General features: G+C 55.2%; 19 protein-coding genes. 2 read left to right on the top strand and 17 right to left on the bottom strand.

Annotation, left to right across the window (positions count from 1 at the left end; all coding sequences use genetic code 11):
* Nucleotide 1: 1 nt before the first annotated feature.
* The 16 genes from PUP35_RS02860 to PUP35_RS02935 form a co-directional block, all read right to left on the bottom strand.
* Entirely contained in the window at nt 2-742 is a 741-nt protein-coding gene (locus PUP35_RS02860; protein ID WP_127729524.1) for a winged helix-turn-helix domain-containing protein, read from the bottom strand.
* Nucleotides 743-866: 124 nt separating this feature from the next.
* A complete protein-coding gene (locus PUP35_RS02865; protein ID WP_274241911.1) occupies nt 867-1,823 on the bottom strand; it encodes a Csu type fimbrial protein in 957 nt (318 codons plus the stop codon).
* On the bottom strand, nt 1,814-4,102 hold the full coding sequence (locus PUP35_RS02870; RefSeq protein ID WP_274241912.1) for a fimbria/pilus outer membrane usher protein: 2,289 nt from the start codon (nt 4,100-4,102) through the stop codon (nt 1,814-1,816). Before PUP35_RS02870 ends, PUP35_RS02865 begins: the two co-directional genes overlap by 10 nt.
* Nucleotides 4,023-4,799 carry a fimbrial biogenesis chaperone gene (locus tag PUP35_RS02875; protein ID WP_274241913.1) on the bottom strand — a complete coding sequence of 259 codons (777 nt, stop codon included), beginning with the start codon at nt 4,797-4,799 and terminating at the stop codon, nt 4,023-4,025. Before PUP35_RS02875 ends, PUP35_RS02870 begins: the two co-directional genes overlap by 80 nt.
* Before the next feature lie 2 nt (nt 4,800-4,801).
* Nucleotides 4,802-5,296, bottom strand: a complete 495-nt coding sequence (locus PUP35_RS02880; protein ID WP_143344621.1) for a Csu type fimbrial protein — start codon at nt 5,294-5,296, stop codon at nt 4,802-4,804.
* 32 nt (nt 5,297-5,328) lie between these two features.
* Nucleotides 5,329-5,871: a helix-turn-helix transcriptional regulator gene (locus PUP35_RS02885; RefSeq protein WP_274241914.1), complete on the bottom strand. Its 543-nt coding sequence runs from the start codon at nt 5,869-5,871 to the stop codon at nt 5,329-5,331.
* Nucleotides 5,868-6,506, bottom strand: a complete 639-nt coding sequence (locus tag PUP35_RS02890) for an EAL domain-containing protein (protein WP_115876526.1) — start codon at nt 6,504-6,506, stop codon at nt 5,868-5,870. Before PUP35_RS02890 ends, PUP35_RS02885 begins: the two co-directional genes overlap by 4 nt.
* A 180-nt stretch (nt 6,507-6,686) precedes the next feature.
* Nucleotides 6,687-8,978, bottom strand: a complete 2,292-nt coding sequence (gene opgB, locus PUP35_RS02895) for a phosphatidylglycerol--membrane-oligosaccharide glycerophosphotransferase (protein WP_271368916.1) — start codon at nt 8,976-8,978, stop codon at nt 6,687-6,689.
* A 270-nt stretch (nt 8,979-9,248) separates the two neighbouring features.
* On the bottom strand, nt 9,249-9,731 hold the full coding sequence (locus tag PUP35_RS02900) for a DUF2501 domain-containing protein (protein ID WP_274241917.1): 483 nt from the start codon (nt 9,729-9,731) through the stop codon (nt 9,249-9,251).
* Between the two features lie 82 nt (nt 9,732-9,813).
* Nucleotides 9,814-10,551, bottom strand: a complete 738-nt coding sequence (gene dnaC / locus PUP35_RS02905; RefSeq protein WP_014168503.1) for a DNA replication protein DnaC — start codon at nt 10,549-10,551, stop codon at nt 9,814-9,816.
* Nucleotides 10,548-11,093 (bottom strand): primosomal protein DnaT, encoded by a 546-nt coding sequence (dnaT, locus tag PUP35_RS02910; protein ID WP_274241919.1) that lies wholly within the window; start codon nt 11,091-11,093, stop codon nt 10,548-10,550. Before dnaT ends, dnaC begins: the two co-directional genes overlap by 4 nt.
* 148 nt (nt 11,094-11,241) lie before the next feature.
* Complete coding sequence (locus tag PUP35_RS02915; protein WP_023310299.1) at nt 11,242-11,670, bottom strand: organic hydroperoxide resistance protein; 429 nt, start codon at nt 11,668-11,670, stop codon at nt 11,242-11,244.
* An 84-nt stretch (nt 11,671-11,754) separates the two neighbouring features.
* Nucleotides 11,755-12,207, bottom strand: a complete 453-nt coding sequence (locus PUP35_RS02920; protein ID WP_127729540.1) for a MarR family winged helix-turn-helix transcriptional regulator — start codon at nt 12,205-12,207, stop codon at nt 11,755-11,757.
* A gap of 41 nt (nt 12,208-12,248) precedes the next feature.
* Nucleotides 12,249-12,890 carry a TetR family transcriptional regulator gene (locus tag PUP35_RS02925; RefSeq protein ID WP_111964103.1) on the bottom strand — a complete coding sequence of 214 codons (642 nt, stop codon included), beginning with the start codon at nt 12,888-12,890 and terminating at the stop codon, nt 12,249-12,251.
* Between the two features lie 67 nt (nt 12,891-12,957).
* On the bottom strand, nt 12,958-13,431 hold the full coding sequence (locus PUP35_RS02930) for a threonine/serine exporter (protein ID WP_020885295.1): 474 nt from the start codon (nt 13,429-13,431) through the stop codon (nt 12,958-12,960).
* Complete coding sequence (locus PUP35_RS02935) at nt 13,422-14,198, bottom strand: threonine/serine ThrE exporter family protein (protein ID WP_115876516.1); 777 nt, start codon at nt 14,196-14,198, stop codon at nt 13,422-13,424. Before PUP35_RS02935 ends, PUP35_RS02930 begins: the two co-directional genes overlap by 10 nt.
* Before the next feature lie 409 nt (nt 14,199-14,607).
* On the opposite strand from PUP35_RS02935, the gene PUP35_RS02940 reads away from it, so the two are divergent.
* Nucleotides 14,608-15,345, top strand: a complete 738-nt coding sequence (locus tag PUP35_RS02940) for a helix-turn-helix transcriptional regulator (RefSeq protein WP_115876514.1) — start codon at nt 14,608-14,610, stop codon at nt 15,343-15,345.
* The gene (bglJ, locus tag PUP35_RS02945; RefSeq protein ID WP_115876511.1) at nt 15,342-15,977 is read left to right on the top strand and encodes a DNA-binding transcriptional activator BglJ; all 636 of its coding nucleotides are present in this window, start codon (nt 15,342-15,344) and stop codon (nt 15,975-15,977) included. Before PUP35_RS02940 ends, bglJ begins: the two co-directional genes overlap by 4 nt.
* A 38-nt stretch (nt 15,978-16,015) precedes the next feature.
* On the opposite strand, the gene PUP35_RS02950 is transcribed toward bglJ, so the two are convergent.
* The gene (locus tag PUP35_RS02950; protein WP_115876508.1) at nt 16,016-16,474 is read right to left on the bottom strand and encodes a YbaK/EbsC family protein; all 459 of its coding nucleotides are present in this window, start codon (nt 16,472-16,474) and stop codon (nt 16,016-16,018) included.
* Nucleotides 16,475-16,571 lie beyond the last annotated feature (97 nt).

Below are 16,571 nucleotides of genomic sequence, written 5' to 3' on the forward strand. Positions count from 1 at the left end.
ATCACCACTCGTAATAGTAAAGCGTACGACAGGCGCTGGCTTTACCCCGCGTGAGGGAACATTGGGAGAGCACCAGCCGCCCTTCGTGGCCGTAGAAAAGCGTTCTCTGAATGTGCATGTAGAAAATTGAATTTTTCAGGCACGGAAGATGGCCGTCCTTCTGAAGCGTTTGCGCCAGCGTTATTGCCTTCCCGTGAAACACGTCCGCCAGCGGCGTAAAGGTGTAGACCGGGCAGGTGCCGATATGCGTCAGCAGATGGATCTCCCTTTGTGAATTTTCTGGCTTGATCAGCGCGATCCAGAGGCATAGCGCAACGACGACCAGCGTGAGCGCGCCGCAGAACAGCCATTCCGGGCGAACGCGCCATGCAGGTTTTGCCGTTTCGGCGGTCGGCGGAGCCTCCTCCAGCGGAGTGACCGTGACGTCCGCGCTGAGCATAAAGCCCGTTTTCGGTACGGTAACGATAAGCAGCGCGTCGGGAAGCAGGGCCGCCAGCATCTTGCGCAGAATGCTGATGTACTGGTTTAAGGAGTTGTTAGAGCCCTGGAGCCCTCGCCGATCCCAGACTTCCTGGAGAAAGGTTTCCCGTTCAACCACGTTCCCATGATGCTGAACCAGCAGCTTCATGATGGTATTGGCCGTACAGGTGAGGAGCTGCGCATCCTCATCCGGCGCATTGATAAGAGAAACAGAACCGTCCTCGTCGTTATAGACGATGGCGTCAGCAAGCAGGTATTTCATAAGTTGTTGTAATAAAAACAGAGATAAAAATAAAAGAGAAGGTCTACGCCTTCCGGGCTGCATTGCTGGCTATTTTAACGCCACTGTTACCGATAACATTGATCCAGACAGGATTTTGGGTGGTTTAATAAGTTAGCGTGATAATCACGTCATCAATAAATTCCCCGGTACCGGTTAGCGGCTGTGCCGGAACCTCGCCATAAACGGTGTAGTTCTGGGTGCCGCCTGCGGGATTGGTGACCTGCAGCGCATCGCCGCTGCTTCGATCTCCCCAGCGTTGCGTGGCCGCCTCATCCTGCCAGAGCCCGTAGCGCAGGCACTGGCCCTCGCTGTTGCAGAGCTGCCGCTGGTTACCGCTGGCATGGTTGCCTTTGCCCATGGCAAGGGTGAACGCGGTTCCGGCCGGACAGCGCGTGGTGAGGGTGGCGGTGGAACGTGTCGGACGCAGGGTTGCGGTGCTGGTCAGGGTGCCGAAGTTAAGGGGCGTCACGCGCTCGATGTAGCATCCCTGGCTGATTTCGGCCTGTGCGCTGGTGCCGCCCTGCACCTGCTCCCCCTCTGCGGAACCGTCCGAGCAGTTTTGCAGGGCATCCTGACGCAGGGCGCTGTGCCAGGCGATACGCAGATTCATGTTGTAGTTGTAATAGTGGTAGGCCGGAAGCTGGCTTTGCCCTGCCGGAATGGTAGCGATAAGCGGAAAGGTACCGCTGACGTTGGCATTGCTTTGCGCGGCCAGAGTCTGCTGAATCAGGTTCCCGCTGCTGGCAGGCCCCAGCTCCTGAGAGCGCGCTGCGCCGTTCAGCAGGCGGAAGAGGAGGGTGTACTGTTTTCCCTCCTGGTCCCCCGGCGAGATCATCTCAAAGGGCGGGGCGTCTACGCTGCTCAGGCAGACGTTAAGATATTCCGTCCTGCCCTCGTTGTCGGCCTGGCAGCTAAATTTGACCTCGGTGTTGACGGAGGTGGTATTGCCCGCCACGACGTTGCCAAAGTTAATGGCGGGCATGGAGGTTATCCAGCAGGCTGCCGCCATCGCCTTCACGGACAGGACGAGCAGCAATAATAACGGTGCTCTTAATGACACAGTTGTTCTCCGATGTTCTGTATAGATGACCCGGTGCGCGGCGCCGGAAGCGTGACCCGGCACTCTTCCTCACCGGTTTTCACCACCAGTTCACCCGGCAGGGGCGGATCTTCAAGCCAGATAAAGCCATCGCGTCCCACGATGGTGGCACCCTGCGGCGTTGACACGACGCTGCCCAGCGGGAGCGGCCTGCGGCGGCTGTCGACCAGCCGGGCCTGAACCGTGACGGCATGATGGACGTTAAAATCGACTTTGACCGCGCTGCTGTTGCCCGGTCTGGCATGCATGTCGGTGACGGGGGCGATCACATCGGCGGGCAGATCGAGCGGGTTAATGCTGACTTTGCTGTTGTGGTAGCGCGGCAGGTCGGTCAGCAGAAGATAACCGTCCTCATCCGTTTCACCGGCCGGGCGGTTTTCCAGCATCACCGGTACGTGCCCAATACCGTGCGTGGACACCAGCGCCATACCCTGCTGGATGTAGCGCAGCGCGTGCAGGCTGCCGTCCAGCAGCGTCAGGCTACCTTCGGCTGAGGCGTACTGGTTGCCCTGGCTGGCACCCTGCTGCAGCCCAACGTGCCATTCGCCCGCTCGGCCCAGATAGCCTACGTCCGCATATCTTTCACGTCGTTCGCCAAAGCCCTGGCCCAGCTCCCATGACCAGCCGCCGGCCTCATCGTCCGGCTGGTGGCGGTAATCCATGCGCGGCGTATCCCGGCTGGCCTGAGCGGAGAGCGTGTCCTCGCGACCCAATGGGACGGAAAGCAGTAGCTGAACCTGACTCGACGCATCCGTAAACGAGCGGGTATAGCTCAGCGTGGTGGAGATGTGTGCCGGTAGCGACACCGACCAGGAGGCGTTGAGGTAGCGCTCTGTGCTGCCCTGAATGTTCTGCTGTACCCAGCCCGCGCCCACGGTACCGAAATGGGGGATGGACTGGCTTACCCACACGCTGTCGCTGCGCCTGACAGGCGCGGCACCGCTCATGCGGGCGTTGTCGGCGAAATCCGCCCCGGTACGGACGGTGCTGGCAGAAATGCCCGTTCCTCTGCCGTTCCACTGCCAGCCGAGGCCCCACTGAACGCCCTGCCCGTAAGGGCTGTCGCTCACGGCAACGTGCTGGCTGACCACCCCTACGGCGGGGGAGACCAGCCAGTCAGCGCCCGTGCCCACGTTGTGCAGCCTGCGCTGCTGCTCCGTATGCAGTGCCAGCGTCAGGTGATTATTCACTCCATAGCGCCAGCCCGCGTCCAGCAGCGGCGAGGCGGCATAGTCGTCGGAGTGCAGGGCGTAGTTTTCCCGCATCCAGCCGATGTCCAGCGAACCGCTGCTGAGCCCTTCCGCCAGCATGCCCGGCGCGCCGTAGAGATCGAGCTGTACGGTGCGACGCTGGCCGTTGATATCGGTAATGACCACCTCCGCCTGCCCGCTTCCGGTGAAGGAGGGAAGGGTATCCAGCAGAAAGTCTCCCGGCGTGACGCGCTGGCTGCTCTGCTTAAGGCCGTCGATATACAAATCGACCGTGGAAGGCAGTACGGCCGTGTCGCTGTAGCGGCTGCGCGGTTCAGTATTAAGTTGCGGATTGAGCTCAAAATTACGTGCCCAGTGCAGTCCGCCAAAGCGTACCTGCCGGCTCCAGCGGGTGCCGGTGGTGATGCTGTCGCCCAGCGCCAGCGTGGTCAGCGAGTCGGTGTTGTCCCACTGCCAGCGGGTTTCGAGGCGGGTGTGGGTAGGCCGACCGGCGCTGTTTTCCTCCCCCGCATGGCTTGAAAAACTACTGCTGAACGTTCCGGGTAGCCCTCCGGACGCGGTCAGCATGGTCTGGGCGTTAAGCTGGCGCTTCCCCTGCGCGTCGCTGGCGTAGAGCGCGTATCCGAGCGTATACGCGCTGACGGGCTGCGCATCAGGATAGCGGTACATCGGCGTGGGCCTTGAGACGGTCAGATGCTGCTGGCCCTCGAGCGCGTCTGCTTCTGCGGTAATCGACACCTGCTGGGACAGCACGTCGAGATTGACCTTCAGGCCCGGCAGGGAGGTTAGCTCAACCCACTCTGCGCGATCGTCCGGGGCGTGAAGCCCCAGCTTTTTCATGTCGCTGCGGCTTATCCATAGCGTATTATCCACCACCCGGCAGGCCCACAGCTCGCCTCGCGGGGCGTGGTTCACGGTAATGGCCAGCCATTGTACGGTGTCGGCGGGTTCAGCCCGGGCTGACAGCATGAGCGGTAGCCAAAACAGGAGCGCGAGAAGCGAGCGGGCGCAGGGGTATCTGGCTGGCATGATGGTCATCATTGAGATAGACGCGCAGCGAGCTGAGCGCGTGACGTGTGGGCTGCTTGAGCGATAAAAGGGCGATTTGTCCCGGGAGCACATAGCCCGCCAGGCCTTTAATCGACCCTACAACCTGCCCATCGGCCGTCAGGGCCTCAAGGTGGCTCAGGCGGATATGGCGGTTTCCGGCGTTAAAGCAGCGGAGAGTGGCCGGTATGTCTGCCTGCTCACAGCTCAGGGCATCGTGGCTGACGGGCGCGCTCTGGTTCCCGGCAATGAACACCGGAATCGAGTAGCGCAGCAGGAAGTGCACCGCGGTGGGATTGGCGGCGCGGGACGTGGCGTCCGGCAGTTCGTCGATGATCAGCCGGTAACTTTGCTCCTGTGCACGGTTGCCTGGCTGCATGACGATAATGCGCACCAGCTGCTGCTGGCCCGGCGCCAGTGATGTCATCGCCGGGCTGGTGACCACCTCCCCGGTGTTCACCAGAACATCTTTACCGTTTTTTTGCGTCCATTCGTACACCCGAATCTGCGCATGGATGGCCGCTTTCCCACTGTTAGTGAGATAGACCGCCGCTGCCCGCTGGTCGCTCTGCAGATCGAGCGTTACCGGGGCCACCTGAAGCGTGGCGGCCAGCGCGTAGCGTGACAGCAGCGCCAGCATCATGAGCCACAGAATGAAGCAGGGAAGGTAGCGACGCACGATCAGTACTCCAGTTTTAACGTGATATCGTCGCTGTAGGTACCTGCCTGGGCGGTTGTCAGCGCCCCGGCTTCAATGACGCCATACAGCGTTTCCTCCTGTTCCACACCGTTGCCGGTATCGTCCAGGCCATTCGTGCCGGTGATTTGCGTCTGTTTGCCTTCGTCGGCAAAGAGTTTCCACGCAATCTTCTGTGCGCCCGTTTCGCCGTTTTCCGGCTTCAGCCAGAAGGTTCCGTTTTCGCCGTCGTTGCTGGTGGCGGTGAGGGTGAAAGGCGTGCCGTTGGTACAGACGATATCGACCTGCGTTTTGGCCTGGATTTCGCTCGACTCATCGGAGCCGTGACGCGAGAAGTTGAGGTCGTTGGCTTTGAGGGTGCACGACTTTACGACCTCAAGTGATACGTGCATCGTCGCGCTTGCGCTACTGTCTGCGGCGATCGCAGCAGCAGGAAGCAGGAGAACGGAACAACATGCAACGGTGGGAATAATTTTCATGATTTTATTTCCTGACGTGAGTAACAGTGGAATTACAAAGCGAATGACTGAGCGTCCAGCAGGCAGAGTTTTCGATGGAATTCCGCCAGGCTGTGGCAGCAAAATTTGTTCATCGCGTTACGCTTGTGGGTGTAGATCGTTTTAGGGGACTTATTCATGATTTTTGCGATGCGAACCGGACTGAATCCTTTATGGAGCAACATGCAAACCCGTCTCTCCTGATACGAGAGCATGGCGGCGTTTTCGAAGGCGAATGTCGTGTCGCTAAAACAGTGGCTTAGCTGCGCAAAAGAGAGGTTGTCCGCGACCACTCGGACCCGCTCGTTGCGCAGGAAGGCGTGAACGTCGCAGACCCGCGCTGCATCCGTAAATACCAGCCAGTTCTCTCCAGAGTGTGTATTGAGCAGCCGTTCCTGCAGGCGCAAAAGCCCTTCCGGATTAACGTCATGGATCCAATACATCTCCGGGCGAGGGGTAACGGCCGTCGAGATCATCGAAGTGAGGCCAAGCCATAAAAACGTATTCCCGCTCAGAACGATAACCTGATAGCCAGCATTCAGAATGAAAGGGGTCATTTTCTACCCCACAGATAGCCCTGGCCGTAATCGGCCGCGCTGGCGCGGGCCAGCGCGAAATCACCCGCGGTTTCGATGCCTTCGATCAGTACCTTGCTGGCGATGCGCTTGCACTGGCGGGTGAGATGCAGAAACTTTGCCTGCTCGATCCGTCCGTTCCAGAAGGTATGTTTGTCAATTTTGATGCCGCAGAAGCGGATCTGGCTGGTCAAAAGTTCGGGAAGAAGGTCTTCGCAAACATCGTCTGCCCACACTTCTATTCCCCACTGATGGAGCGTTGCGATGCATTTCCTCAGCGCCCGGCTTTGCGTATCGTCGAGTTGTACCATCGTATGGAGATCGGTGACCTCGATAGCAAGTCTCTCCGGGCAGGGTGTTTCTTCTTTGAGCCTGTCGAGGAAGTCCGTTTCCAGCAGTAAATCCGATGTCGCATTGAGGTAATACTTGTCGCCCTCTTCGCAAAACATGGCATGACGAAGCTGCGCAAAGAAGTGCGCCTTACGCAGCGTCGAGGACATCGAGCCAAAGTAGTCTTCAAGATCGACGTGGGGCTTTGCCGTGGACAATACCTCCCAGGCAATCACATTTTCGCTGCGCAGTGCCCGGATGGATTCGAACTTATAGCCGGTTAGCATGATAAAAGTGCGTAACGCTCCGTGGTGATTTCAGGAGCTGCACATTTTATTTATTTGGTTTTTGGTGGGATATTCATAGATAAAAATGGCTTATATAAAGTGTTTTTATCTAATTTATAAGGCTTGTAAAGGATTATTTATTTTCATAAGCGCCCGGCAGAACGCCGGGCGCGACGCGCATTAACCCGCTTTGCTGATGATTTTGATTTCGACCATGCCAATTCCGATCTCGCGCGGTGAGTGCCCAAGGATATTTCCCTCATTCGTGGACTGCGGGTCCGGCGGCACGATCACCAGGGTATTGCTGCGCGAAGGATTCTCAAAATGCAGCGTTTGTGTGCTCACGTCGTATCCAAGCGTTAACGTCTGCTCCCGATCCCCCACGCGCACGGGTACGGGCTTGTTAGCATTGGGGCCATACGCTCTGGCGGTGATCACCAGGTCGAACTGTTCCGGCAGCGGATGGGCGTATTCAATTTTCACCTCATTGCCCAGCTGCGCGTTGGACCAGCGCCCCCAGGACTCCGGACGCGAGATGCCGCTAAACTGCTTCACTTCTTCCGGTGCGCCGGCCACGTTAAAGATAAAGCTATCCGCTTTGTAACGAATATCGTTATCGTTGATTTTCAGCATGTCGATGTTGTGCTGATAGCGCGCGGTATCAATCACCGTATCGTTGAACGCGGTTTTGCCCTTCCACTGCGCCTTATCAACGTGCTGCACGGTTTGCTCCCCGCCGAGCTGACCCTGAGAGACGCACCAGTCGGTAGAAAGCGCCAGCGGCTGCGACCAGAGCTGGCCCATTTTGTAGCATCGGTCGACCCAGACAAAATTATCGCGTGGCGCGAAATCGGCCAGCTGATAGCGCAGCGGCGCGGAATATTCGCTTTCCGGCAGCGGCTCAACGCGCCCCTCCGACACGCGCACCAGCAGCGGCAGACGGAAGCTGCTGCCCGAGAAGGCAATCGTGTTTTTATCCCGATCGACGGTGAAGTCCTTCATCTCTTTCGGGAAGTTCCACAGGCGGATAATGTCTGGCTTCCAGGCGAGGATTTTATCCTTCATGTTGAGGAACACTTCCGACAGGGACTGCCCCGACAGCGTGCTGCGGCCAAGGCCAATAAAGTTGTCGCCGCCCAGAATGTCCAGCACGGTTGCGCCGTTATCCATGGAGTTGCGTTTGGTGGCAATGACCTCCTGCTGCGGCTGGTCGCCGCGCAGGACGAAGAACAGGTTGCTGCGATCCTGCTTATTGAGCTGATCCCATGCGCTGTTTTTCATCGCCAGATGGTCAGACGAAACGACGATGACGGTGTTTTTAAACCAGGGCGAGGCTTTGATTTTCTCGACCAGCGCGGCAATGTGTTCCTGACTGCAGGTGACGGCGCTGAAAGATTTGTTGTTTTTGCCGTCCACGTCATAGCTTTTGCGCTTGCAGCTGCGCGAGACGAACCCGTCCGGATGGTGTGTGTCCACCGTCAGCGCAAAGAGAGAGAAACGCTTGCCCGCGCGGGACAGCTCCTCGAATTTCTTCCAGGTTTCGTCGAGTACCGTATCGTCATAGAAGCCCCAGTCGTTGCGGTAGCTCGGATCGGTAACCGTCGTTTTTAACTCTTCAGAGCCATACAGGTGGTCAAAACCGTGGGATTTCAGGAACACATCTTTTCCGGCAAAGCGCAGGTTTGCCCCCTGCACAAAATAGTTTTCGTAGCCGGAGTTTTTCAGGATATCGCCGAGGCAAATATTCTGCGGGAAGAAGGTCGACATGGAGGCTGAGGCGTTACCTTCAAAAGGCGCGAACAGCGGAATACCGCACTGGGAGGCAACCATCCCGGCAATCGTATAATCCGTACCGGGCAGCTGCATGGTGTGGCTGAAATCGAGCCCTTCATTTTTCAGCGCACCCAGGTCCGGCGTCAGGTTCGGGAATGCATCGTTATCAAAGTAAGTGCGTTCCAGGCTTTCACCGTAGATGTAGACCAGGTTGAGCTTCGGGTTGGCGATCGTTTTCGACGGTTCTTTGTAGTAAGCCACGAAATCCGGATCGCCGTCGCGCGACTGCGATTTCACCAGCTCGGTGATCTGATGGAACGCCGGGCTGGCGTCGACGGAGGCCAGCGCCAGGAATAACGCCAGCAGGCTGTAGCCATGATGGTGCGGATGATGGCGACGTCGACGCAGCACCCAGGCCAGCGCGCCAAATATCGTCACCAGCGCGACGATAAGGCCGAGCCCAGGCAGAATGTACTTGCCCACGCCCGCGCCCGTCAGGCTGTTCGTCAGCGTGTAGAGTACCGCATCGTTAATACCGTCACCGGTAAAGTAATCGCTGGCGTATAAGGTAATGTTTAAAATGATAAAAATGCCGAGCACCACCAGCGTGGCGATAAACCACCAGGTGTTACGGCCGGCTTTCCACGCGTAAACGCCGACAGAAGCCAGAAAAAGGATAAGAGACATGAATTCAGACAACAGCATATCCTCGTGACGCCAGATAATTCGCTGGCTAACTGTTTATTTTTTGGGTCATACAATGTAATTGCGATGTCGTTAAGCTGCAATTTTAGTGTCACGAAAGTGTGCTGTTGTTAGGATTTGGTTTAGAAAATCGTTTTTATGAAGACGTGCACATCCTGACAAACGGACGCTGAGGCGGTGGCAGGTAGGGAAAACGCTCATTTAGCGCCGCGCTGCAAGACTATCGCATTAAACGCGGCGTGTTGTGGCAGAAAATGGGATGGATCAGGAGATGAAATTAACGCCTTGTTTCAGCACCAGATCGCAGGCTTTGGTTTTCACCTGTTTTGCCAGAGAAGAGTTGCCGAGGGTGCTCAGATTCAGCTGCTGCCCGTTTTGTGCGTTAAGCAGGCCCTGAATGCCGTCCATATAGTTGGTGTCCGCTTTTTGCTCCTGGGTATCCAGACCCAGTTTACCCAACACCTGGTTTTTCACGTTTTGCGCGTCGGTCACGGAGGCCAGCTTTTGCTTCGCGCAATATTCCAGAATCCCCGCCGCGTTGTTCATCGTGCCCGCACTCAGACTCTGGGAGCTGTTGCCCAGCAGGCTGGTAAGAGAAGAGGCGGAGAGTCCACCCTGAGAGCTGCTGCTCTCTTTGGTCAGCTCATTTGCTGCGCTTGACAGGGACTCCTGCCAGGACGTCGCTTGCGCTGCGCCGGTCACCAGCAGCGCGCCTAAAAAGGTGCTGATTAGAATCTGTTTTTTCATTATGGCTCTCTCAAAAAGGTCCGTTTTGGGCCGAGGGGTTCCAGTATATACCTATGCCCTGTCGGCGATTCCTGGAACTGTCTTAATACTCTTTGCCGGTGACGCGGCTGCGGTAGCTTTCCCAGTCGAAAATGACATACAGGCTGTTACCCAGCTTCATGCGGTCCATGACGCGTTCACCTAATAAGCGGGTCATTTCGTCGATGTTGTGGTTCGTCAGCATGCCGGTGGGGCGTTTGGACGAAGAGCGGCGATCGACAATCTGGTTGATGATCACTTTTTCATAGCGGGATTCCGTCTGAACGCCAATCTCGTCGATGACCAGTAAATCGACATTGCTTAAATCATTAAGCAATTGCTCTTCACTGGTTTCGCGGTTGCTGAAGGTGTCTTTCATCGCGGACATGATATCGGCCACGGTGATGATGAGGACCGATTTACCGCGCAGAAGCAGCTCGTTGCAGATGGCGGCAGCAAGGTGATTTTTGCCGGTGCCCGGCTTGCCGCTGAAAATGAAGCTGGCGATATTGCCGTCGAATTCATCCACGTACTGACGGGCGGCGGCAAGGGCGTTCATCTGCCCGTTGGTCTCAATTTTATAGTTATCGAACGAGCAGTTCTGGTGCAGGGGACGGATACCGGAACGGTTAAAGGTGCGCTGCATTTTCATCGCCCGATTTTCGCGGGCAAGCGCGGCGGCGCGGATCTTGCCTTGCTCTTTTTGCCACGCCAGCAGCTCTTCACCGGTGGTGAAAGCAGGCTTCACGTTGGCAGGCATCATTTTTTGCAGACGTTTCATCAGGTCGCCGACGTTCTTCATTTCGCACCTCGGAATCCGCTGGGGATCTGTTTATCCGGTTCTGAAAACGCGTTGATGTCGCGTTTTGGCTGGCCATTGTTGCCGGCGCGAGTAATTTGCAGATGACGCGCGAGCTTTTGCTGCCACTGAATATGGGTGAAGACTTTACCTTCCGCCTGCCACCAGGCAGTAAACGCGGCAAGCTCTTCCGCGGTGGCCGGTTGGGTTAACGCAATCCCCCACAGCGCGGCCTGCCGCTGAAAATCCGCATCCGGCTGCCAGCCCGTGTAAAGAGCAAATTTTCCCATTGGAACGGTCACGGGAACGTTGACCGGCTCATCAAAGAACTGGTTGTCCAGCGTGACATCGCTCGCCGGGCGTGACAGTTGCGCTTCAATCTCCAGAAGCTGTGCCAGACGTTCCGGTGTGATTGCGTAAAACGCCGGCGCGTTGTCGGTAAAAACGGCAACCGTGCCGCCTTCAGCGTGGGTCAACACACCGCGTGGGTCGCGCATAAAGGCATCAATGCCAGCAATGCTGGTGGTCAGAATTCTGGAGGACATAACGCTTACTCTACTGATTACTACGGGCGTGATATGGGCTTATGGTAGCACAGAGAGGGGAAAGGGAAGGAGGGGATTTCCCCGGTGGTGCTGCGCTTACCGAGGCTACAGTCGTAGGCCGAATAAGCGCAGCGCCATCAGGCAGTTATCACGCAATGATGTTCAGCGTGACGTCGATGTTGCCGCGGGTCGCGTTAGAGTACGGGCAAACAATGTGTGCTGCATCGACCAGCTTTTTAGCTTCCGCAGGATCCATACCTTCAACATGGATGTTCAGCTTTGCTTCGATACCAAAACCGGTTGGCAGCGGGCCAATCCCCACTTCGCCTTCAATAAAGGCATCTTTTGGCAGGGTGAATTTGTCGCGTGCGGCCACGAACTTCATCGCGCCGAGGAAGCAGGCAGAGTAGCCCGCAGCAAACAGCTGCTCAGGGTTAGTCACTTCTCCGCCCATGCCGCCCATCTCTTTTGGCACACCCAGTTTGACGTCCAGTACGCCATCGGAGGAGGTGGCACGGCCGTCACGGCCACCGGTGGCTTTTGCTTTGGCGGTATAAACAACTTTTTCTAAAGACATGGCAGGTTCCTCATCTTGTTTTGATATGTGCTATTAAATAGCGTGCGATATATATGGGCAAATAATAACGCCTAAAGTATAGCGTTACGCGCGGTGTAGCTGTTGTCGCAAAAGTTCGAGCTCCTGTTTGAGCGTCACCAGAGTGTCAGTATCACACTGCGCTGCGCAACCCACCGCATCGGGGATACCCCGTGCCTGCTGCTGAAGTTCACGTCCCGTTTCACTCAGGGTGACGGCGACCTGACGTTCGTCTTTACGCGAACGGTGACGGTTGATTAGGCCGGCACTTTCCAGCCGCTTCAACAGCGGCGTCAGCGTCGCAGAGTCCAGAAACAGCCGTTCGCCGATGTCCGACACCGTTATGTCATCCTGCTCCCACAGCACCAGCATCACCAGATATTGCGGGTAAGTCAGGTTCAGCGGTGCCAGCAGCTGCCGGTACAGCTTATTAAGCGCCAGATTTGCCGAATAGAGGGCAAAGCAGAGCTGGTTATCCAGCTTGAGCGCAGCGGTTGCGTCGTTCGTTTTCGCGTTCATGAGATGAATATAGATAGTGTGCAATTTAATTGCAAGCAATTTTATGGGCAGGTGTAACGGAGCGCTACCTGAACGGCCATTTTGCGGTAGTGCTCGCGCTGAGCCTGTTCGTCTGCGCCATCTTCAAACAACAGCGTAAAGGTGTAGCTGTTGGCAACGTAGTGAAAGCTGAAGCTGCTTATCAGGCGGTGAAGATCGCGGGCGTCAACGGTCTGGCTGAATAGCTGTTTTTCTTTGCCCCGGTGCAGGATGCCCTCCAGCAGGTCGAGCGCGCTACGGTTGACCTGACGAAGATAGTTCGACTGCTGCATAAAGCGGCCGCGCTGCATGTTTTCCATGCAGATAATCCGGATGTAATCCGGATGGTCGGCATGATAGTCAAAGGTAGCTTCAACCAGATTGACCAGCGCTTCGACGGGAGGCATTCCCGCCAGGCTTAGCGCTTTTTCACTGGCGCGAATCTGAGTGTAAACATGTTCCAGGACCAGGAGATAGAGGTTCTCTTTATTCTTAAAATGGTAAACCACCATGCGTTTGGTCGTACCCGCTTTCTCCGCGATCTGCTCCATGCGGGCACCGTTCAATCCATACTCGGCAAAAAGCGCGATGGCGCTCTGAAAGATTTTCTCTTTCAGGCTAGATTCTTCGCTGTGCTCGGGGTGTTCGCTGCCAGGGTTAGCCACATCCTTTCCTTATTTTCACCAAACGGACCAGAAGGATTATCTCCACGGCAGCGAAATAACACAAATATCAAACGCGTGGGCGTTTGCGGTACAGCCACAGCCCGGGGATCGACAGCCCGATAGAGAGCGCGCCAACGATGGACGACGCCTTAAGAAAGTTGCTCAGGAGGAGGATCATCTGAGGTTCGGTGTAGCCAAAATGGCTGATTTTCACCGCGGAAATCATCGCTGTGTACGCAGATATGCCCGGGAACATCGGGATAACGGCGGCGACGGTGAACACTTTTGGATGCGCCAGATACCAGCGCGACCACTGGATGCCGATACTGCCAACCAGCATGGAAGCCATAAATGTTGACCATTCGATGTTAAAACCCGCCGTCATCATCACCATTCGCGAGCCATGACCAATCGCGCCCAGCAGTGCACACCATGGCAACGCGCGTTGCGGAACGTTAAATACCATCGCAAAGCCGACGGCAGGAATGGCGGCCAGAAGCATGTCCTGTGCCAGCGCCAGCAGAAAATCTATCACGCCCATCCGCGTAACCCCCACAGTGTCATGGCCATGACCACGCCGATGCAGGTCGCCAGCGTCAGCAGGCTGGCAATAGCCCAGCGTGCCAGACCTGTATTGATGTGCCCTTTAAACATGTCGGCGACGGCGTTTATCAACGGAAAGCCCGGGACCAACAGAAGCACGCTGGCGGCCATAGCAATCGTCGGGGTGCTGGCAAACTGCGGCAGGCGCAGCAGCAGACCGGAAACCGTGGTGGCGACAAACGCGGTAATACAGAAGTTAATTTGCGGATGCAGCTGTCGGTGCGTCAGCAGCTGGCGAACATACATGGCGATACTGCTGGCGAAAAAGGTGACGATCGCACCGTCCCAGCCGCCTTTATTGAGCTTACAAAAGCAGGCGCACGACAGCCCTACCATCAACACGACAAGCCAGCGCGGATAACGTAATGGCTTAATTTGGCTGAACCTTTTTTCAATCTCCCGAAGTTCGAGAAGCTTATGTTCAGCAAGGATGACGATGTGCTGCACTTCGGTCACGACGTGCATGTTAATGCCACGGTCATGGTTTTTGCGGGTGGAGGTCAGGCACTGACCGTCTTTGATCGTGGTCAGCACAATGGCGTTGGATGAAATAGCGCTTTCAACGCTATCCATACCCAGCGCCAGTCCCAGTCGGGTGGAAAGCTCCTCAACCAGCGCGCTTTCCGCGCCATGCTGGAGCAGAAAAAGACCGCACTGGATACATAGCCGCGTGATAGCACGCTGCGTTGACCGATCTGCCTGCATGTATTGTCCTGAAAAAGGTTGAAAGTTGCCGGTTGGGCCATAGCAATTATTTTTAACACAAAGTGCAGTGTCTCTTGCTGTGGGCCAGATCAAGGTTTATGCAAACAGTTGCCGTCCCTTAGTGCGGAAGAGCTTGGGATTAATTTATCATTTTCATGAATAATTAATATTGAAAGATAAGTTATTTATATTTAGTTATTCTAATTTTATATTGTAGTTATTTTAATGGCACTGCAATTAAATTTTGTTTCGCTTTGTGAGATATTAGTGCTGTTTAGGCATTTCTTATACTAAGAATACATCTCATCTTCTACTTGTATTAACCTGCATTACACTCAGGGACAAAAATACTCATACGTTGATGCGTTTTAACGTTACTCATCAAATGAAGAATGGACACGGAGGGTCTATGTTGTCTTTGCACGGTAAGCATAGCGTTATCATCAGCCGGATACCTGTGATGCAAAACGGGTTAGGGGGCGTGATGACTCGCCATTTCCCCGATTTTGAATTGACCTATTGCAACTCATTGCAGGAGTTAACGCTGCTCCAGCTACGCCGCGCTGACGTCATCATTGCCGACATTTCAGGCGAATACTGGAATCCTCGAGGGGCGCTTGAAGAGTATTTCAGTTTATTGAATCAATACCGGAATATTCACTGGATCTTTTTAGTTTCGCGGCCACTTAACCCTATTGCCGTTGAGTTACTTGTGCGCCCTGAAAGTACGTTGCTTTCTGATATGGAACCCATTGAAGGCCTGGTTAACGCTGTACGGGCAGGTCGCGAACGCGCAGAGCGAGTAAGCCAGATGTTGTTAACCCCGGAACCTCTAAGTTCAGAGGAGGAAAACGAACATGTTATCGCGCTCACGCACTCCGAACGCAAGGTATTGAGACTGTTAGGTAAAGGATGGGGGATCAACCAAATCGCCACATTGCTCAAGAAGAGCAATAAAACCATCAGTGCGCAGAAAAACAGTGCGATGCGACGACTTTCATTACGCAGTAACGCCGATATGTACGCCTGGATAAACAGTACACAGGGAATGCGAGAGCTGAGTTTGATGTCAGCCTATGGAGAGTTCGAAGAATGGAAAAAACCGATTCAACAAGCCATATTGCCATCGTCGAAAATTGCACGATGAGTGCTGTTGGGCTAAAGCATCTTTTTGCGATGCCCGGCCTGAATCATTACCAACTGCATCTGTTTAGTGAATTTGACAGTTTTAAGAAAGCACTTCAGCACGTCAATTTTTTCTCGCTGATCTATTCATATTCCGATGCGCGGGAAGAGCGTCGTAGCTGCCTGGCGCACCTGCGGGATTTTGCGTTTACGCATGGTCATATCCAGCGCATCATCTTGGTCGCTGACGAGATGGAAGCAAGATTAATTAGCTATCTTTCCCCGTCACGCCTTCACGGTGTGGTTAGTAAATCGCTGACGCTTGAGCTCCTGCAGAAGGAACTCATGGTGTTGTTGAGTGAAACCTTGTGCATCAATGACAATATGATGAATCACTGGTACCGGAGTCAAAGCAGAATGTTAAGCCCAACGGAAAGGGCAATATTGCGTTATATGTCTTGCGGGTATTCCATTCCTCAAATCGCGGCACGGCTTGAACGCAATATTAAGACCATCCGGGCGCATAAGTTTAATGCGATGGTGAAGCTGGGGGTGAACTCTGACGTAGGGTTGCTCGATGCGGCAGATATTATTACCCACCTTTCGGCAAGAGAACCGCGAAGTCCGACGCTTAGCAAGCCGACCTTTTTATAACCTGCCTGTTGCGCGCCAGACAGGCTCTGGCGCATCAATCAGATGCAAACATCCACCCATTTTGCGGAAGTCAGCTCTGCCATTCTGTCAGGTGAGATACGCACAGCGCTGTGAATTGCGCCTGCGGCGGGCAGCACTTCGGCGTACTGCTTTAACGAGACATCGCAGTAAACCGCGAGCGGGTTTTCCAGGCCAAACGGGCACACGCCCCCAACGGGGTGACCGGTTATGGTCACCACTTCATCACTGCTGAGCATGCGCGCTTTTGCACCAAAGGTGTCTTTCAGCTTTTTGTTATCCAGACGCGCATCGCCTTTCGCTACCACCAGAATCACCTCATTTTTCACCTTTAGTGACAAGGTCTTGGCGATTTGTCCCGGTTCCACACGGTGGGCGGCAGCAGCCAACGCAACGGTAGCGGTACTCTGGCTAAGTTCAATGACGTCTATATCCGGCGCGTTGTCGGCAAAAAACTGCTGTACAGACTGCAAACTCATTGTTTCCTCCTGACAAATATCCTGCGTAATCTGTCATAAGAATTTATGCTCTGTAAATATCTCTTCAGTAACAAATATACCGAACGGCTGATTTCTG

The organism is Enterobacter sp. S-33, from assembly GCF_028735835.1.
In the GTDB taxonomy this organism is placed as follows: domain Bacteria; phylum Pseudomonadota; class Gammaproteobacteria; order Enterobacterales; family Enterobacteriaceae; genus Enterobacter; species Enterobacter vonholyi.

What these genes read in the sequence shown, in the direction of transcription:
- PUP35_RS02860 (WP_127729524.1), bottom strand. Translation starts at nt 742, where the DNA reads ATGAAATACCTGCTTGCTGACGCCATCGTCTATAACGACGAGGACGGT.
- PUP35_RS02870 (WP_274241912.1), bottom strand. Translation starts at nt 4,102, where the DNA reads ATGCCAGCCAGATACCCCTGCGCCCGCTCGCTTCTCGCGCTCCTGTTT.
- PUP35_RS02880 (WP_143344621.1), bottom strand. Translation starts at nt 5,296, where the DNA reads ATGAAAATTATTCCCACCGTTGCATGTTGTTCCGTTCTCCTGCTTCCT.
- PUP35_RS02885 (WP_274241914.1), bottom strand. Translation starts at nt 5,871, where the DNA reads ATGACCCCTTTCATTCTGAATGCTGGCTATCAGGTTATCGTTCTGAGC.
- PUP35_RS02890 (WP_115876526.1), bottom strand. Translation starts at nt 6,506, where the DNA reads ATGCTAACCGGCTATAAGTTCGAATCCATCCGGGCACTGCGCAGCGAA.
- PUP35_RS02900 (WP_274241917.1), bottom strand. Translation starts at nt 9,731, where the DNA reads ATGAAAAAACAGATTCTAATCAGCACCTTTTTAGGCGCGCTGCTGGTG.
- dnaC (WP_014168503.1), bottom strand. Translation starts at nt 10,551, where the DNA reads ATGAAGAACGTCGGCGACCTGATGAAACGTCTGCAAAAAATGATGCCT.
- dnaT (WP_274241919.1), bottom strand. Translation starts at nt 11,093, where the DNA reads ATGTCCTCCAGAATTCTGACCACCAGCATTGCTGGCATTGATGCCTTT.
- PUP35_RS02915 (WP_023310299.1), bottom strand. Translation starts at nt 11,670, where the DNA reads ATGTCTTTAGAAAAAGTTGTTTATACCGCCAAAGCAAAAGCCACCGGT.
- PUP35_RS02920 (WP_127729540.1), bottom strand. Translation starts at nt 12,207, where the DNA reads ATGAACGCGAAAACGAACGACGCAACCGCTGCGCTCAAGCTGGATAAC.
- PUP35_RS02930 (WP_020885295.1), bottom strand. Translation starts at nt 13,431, where the DNA reads ATGGGCGTGATAGATTTTCTGCTGGCGCTGGCACAGGACATGCTTCTG.
- PUP35_RS02935 (WP_115876516.1), bottom strand. Translation starts at nt 14,198, where the DNA reads ATGCAGGCAGATCGGTCAACGCAGCGTGCTATCACGCGGCTATGTATC.
- PUP35_RS02940 (WP_115876514.1), top strand. Translation starts at nt 14,608, where the DNA reads ATGTTGTCTTTGCACGGTAAGCATAGCGTTATCATCAGCCGGATACCT.
- bglJ (WP_115876511.1), top strand. Translation starts at nt 15,342, where the DNA reads ATGAGTGCTGTTGGGCTAAAGCATCTTTTTGCGATGCCCGGCCTGAAT.
- PUP35_RS02950 (WP_115876508.1), bottom strand. Translation starts at nt 16,474, where the DNA reads ATGAGTTTGCAGTCTGTACAGCAGTTTTTTGCCGACAACGCGCCGGAT.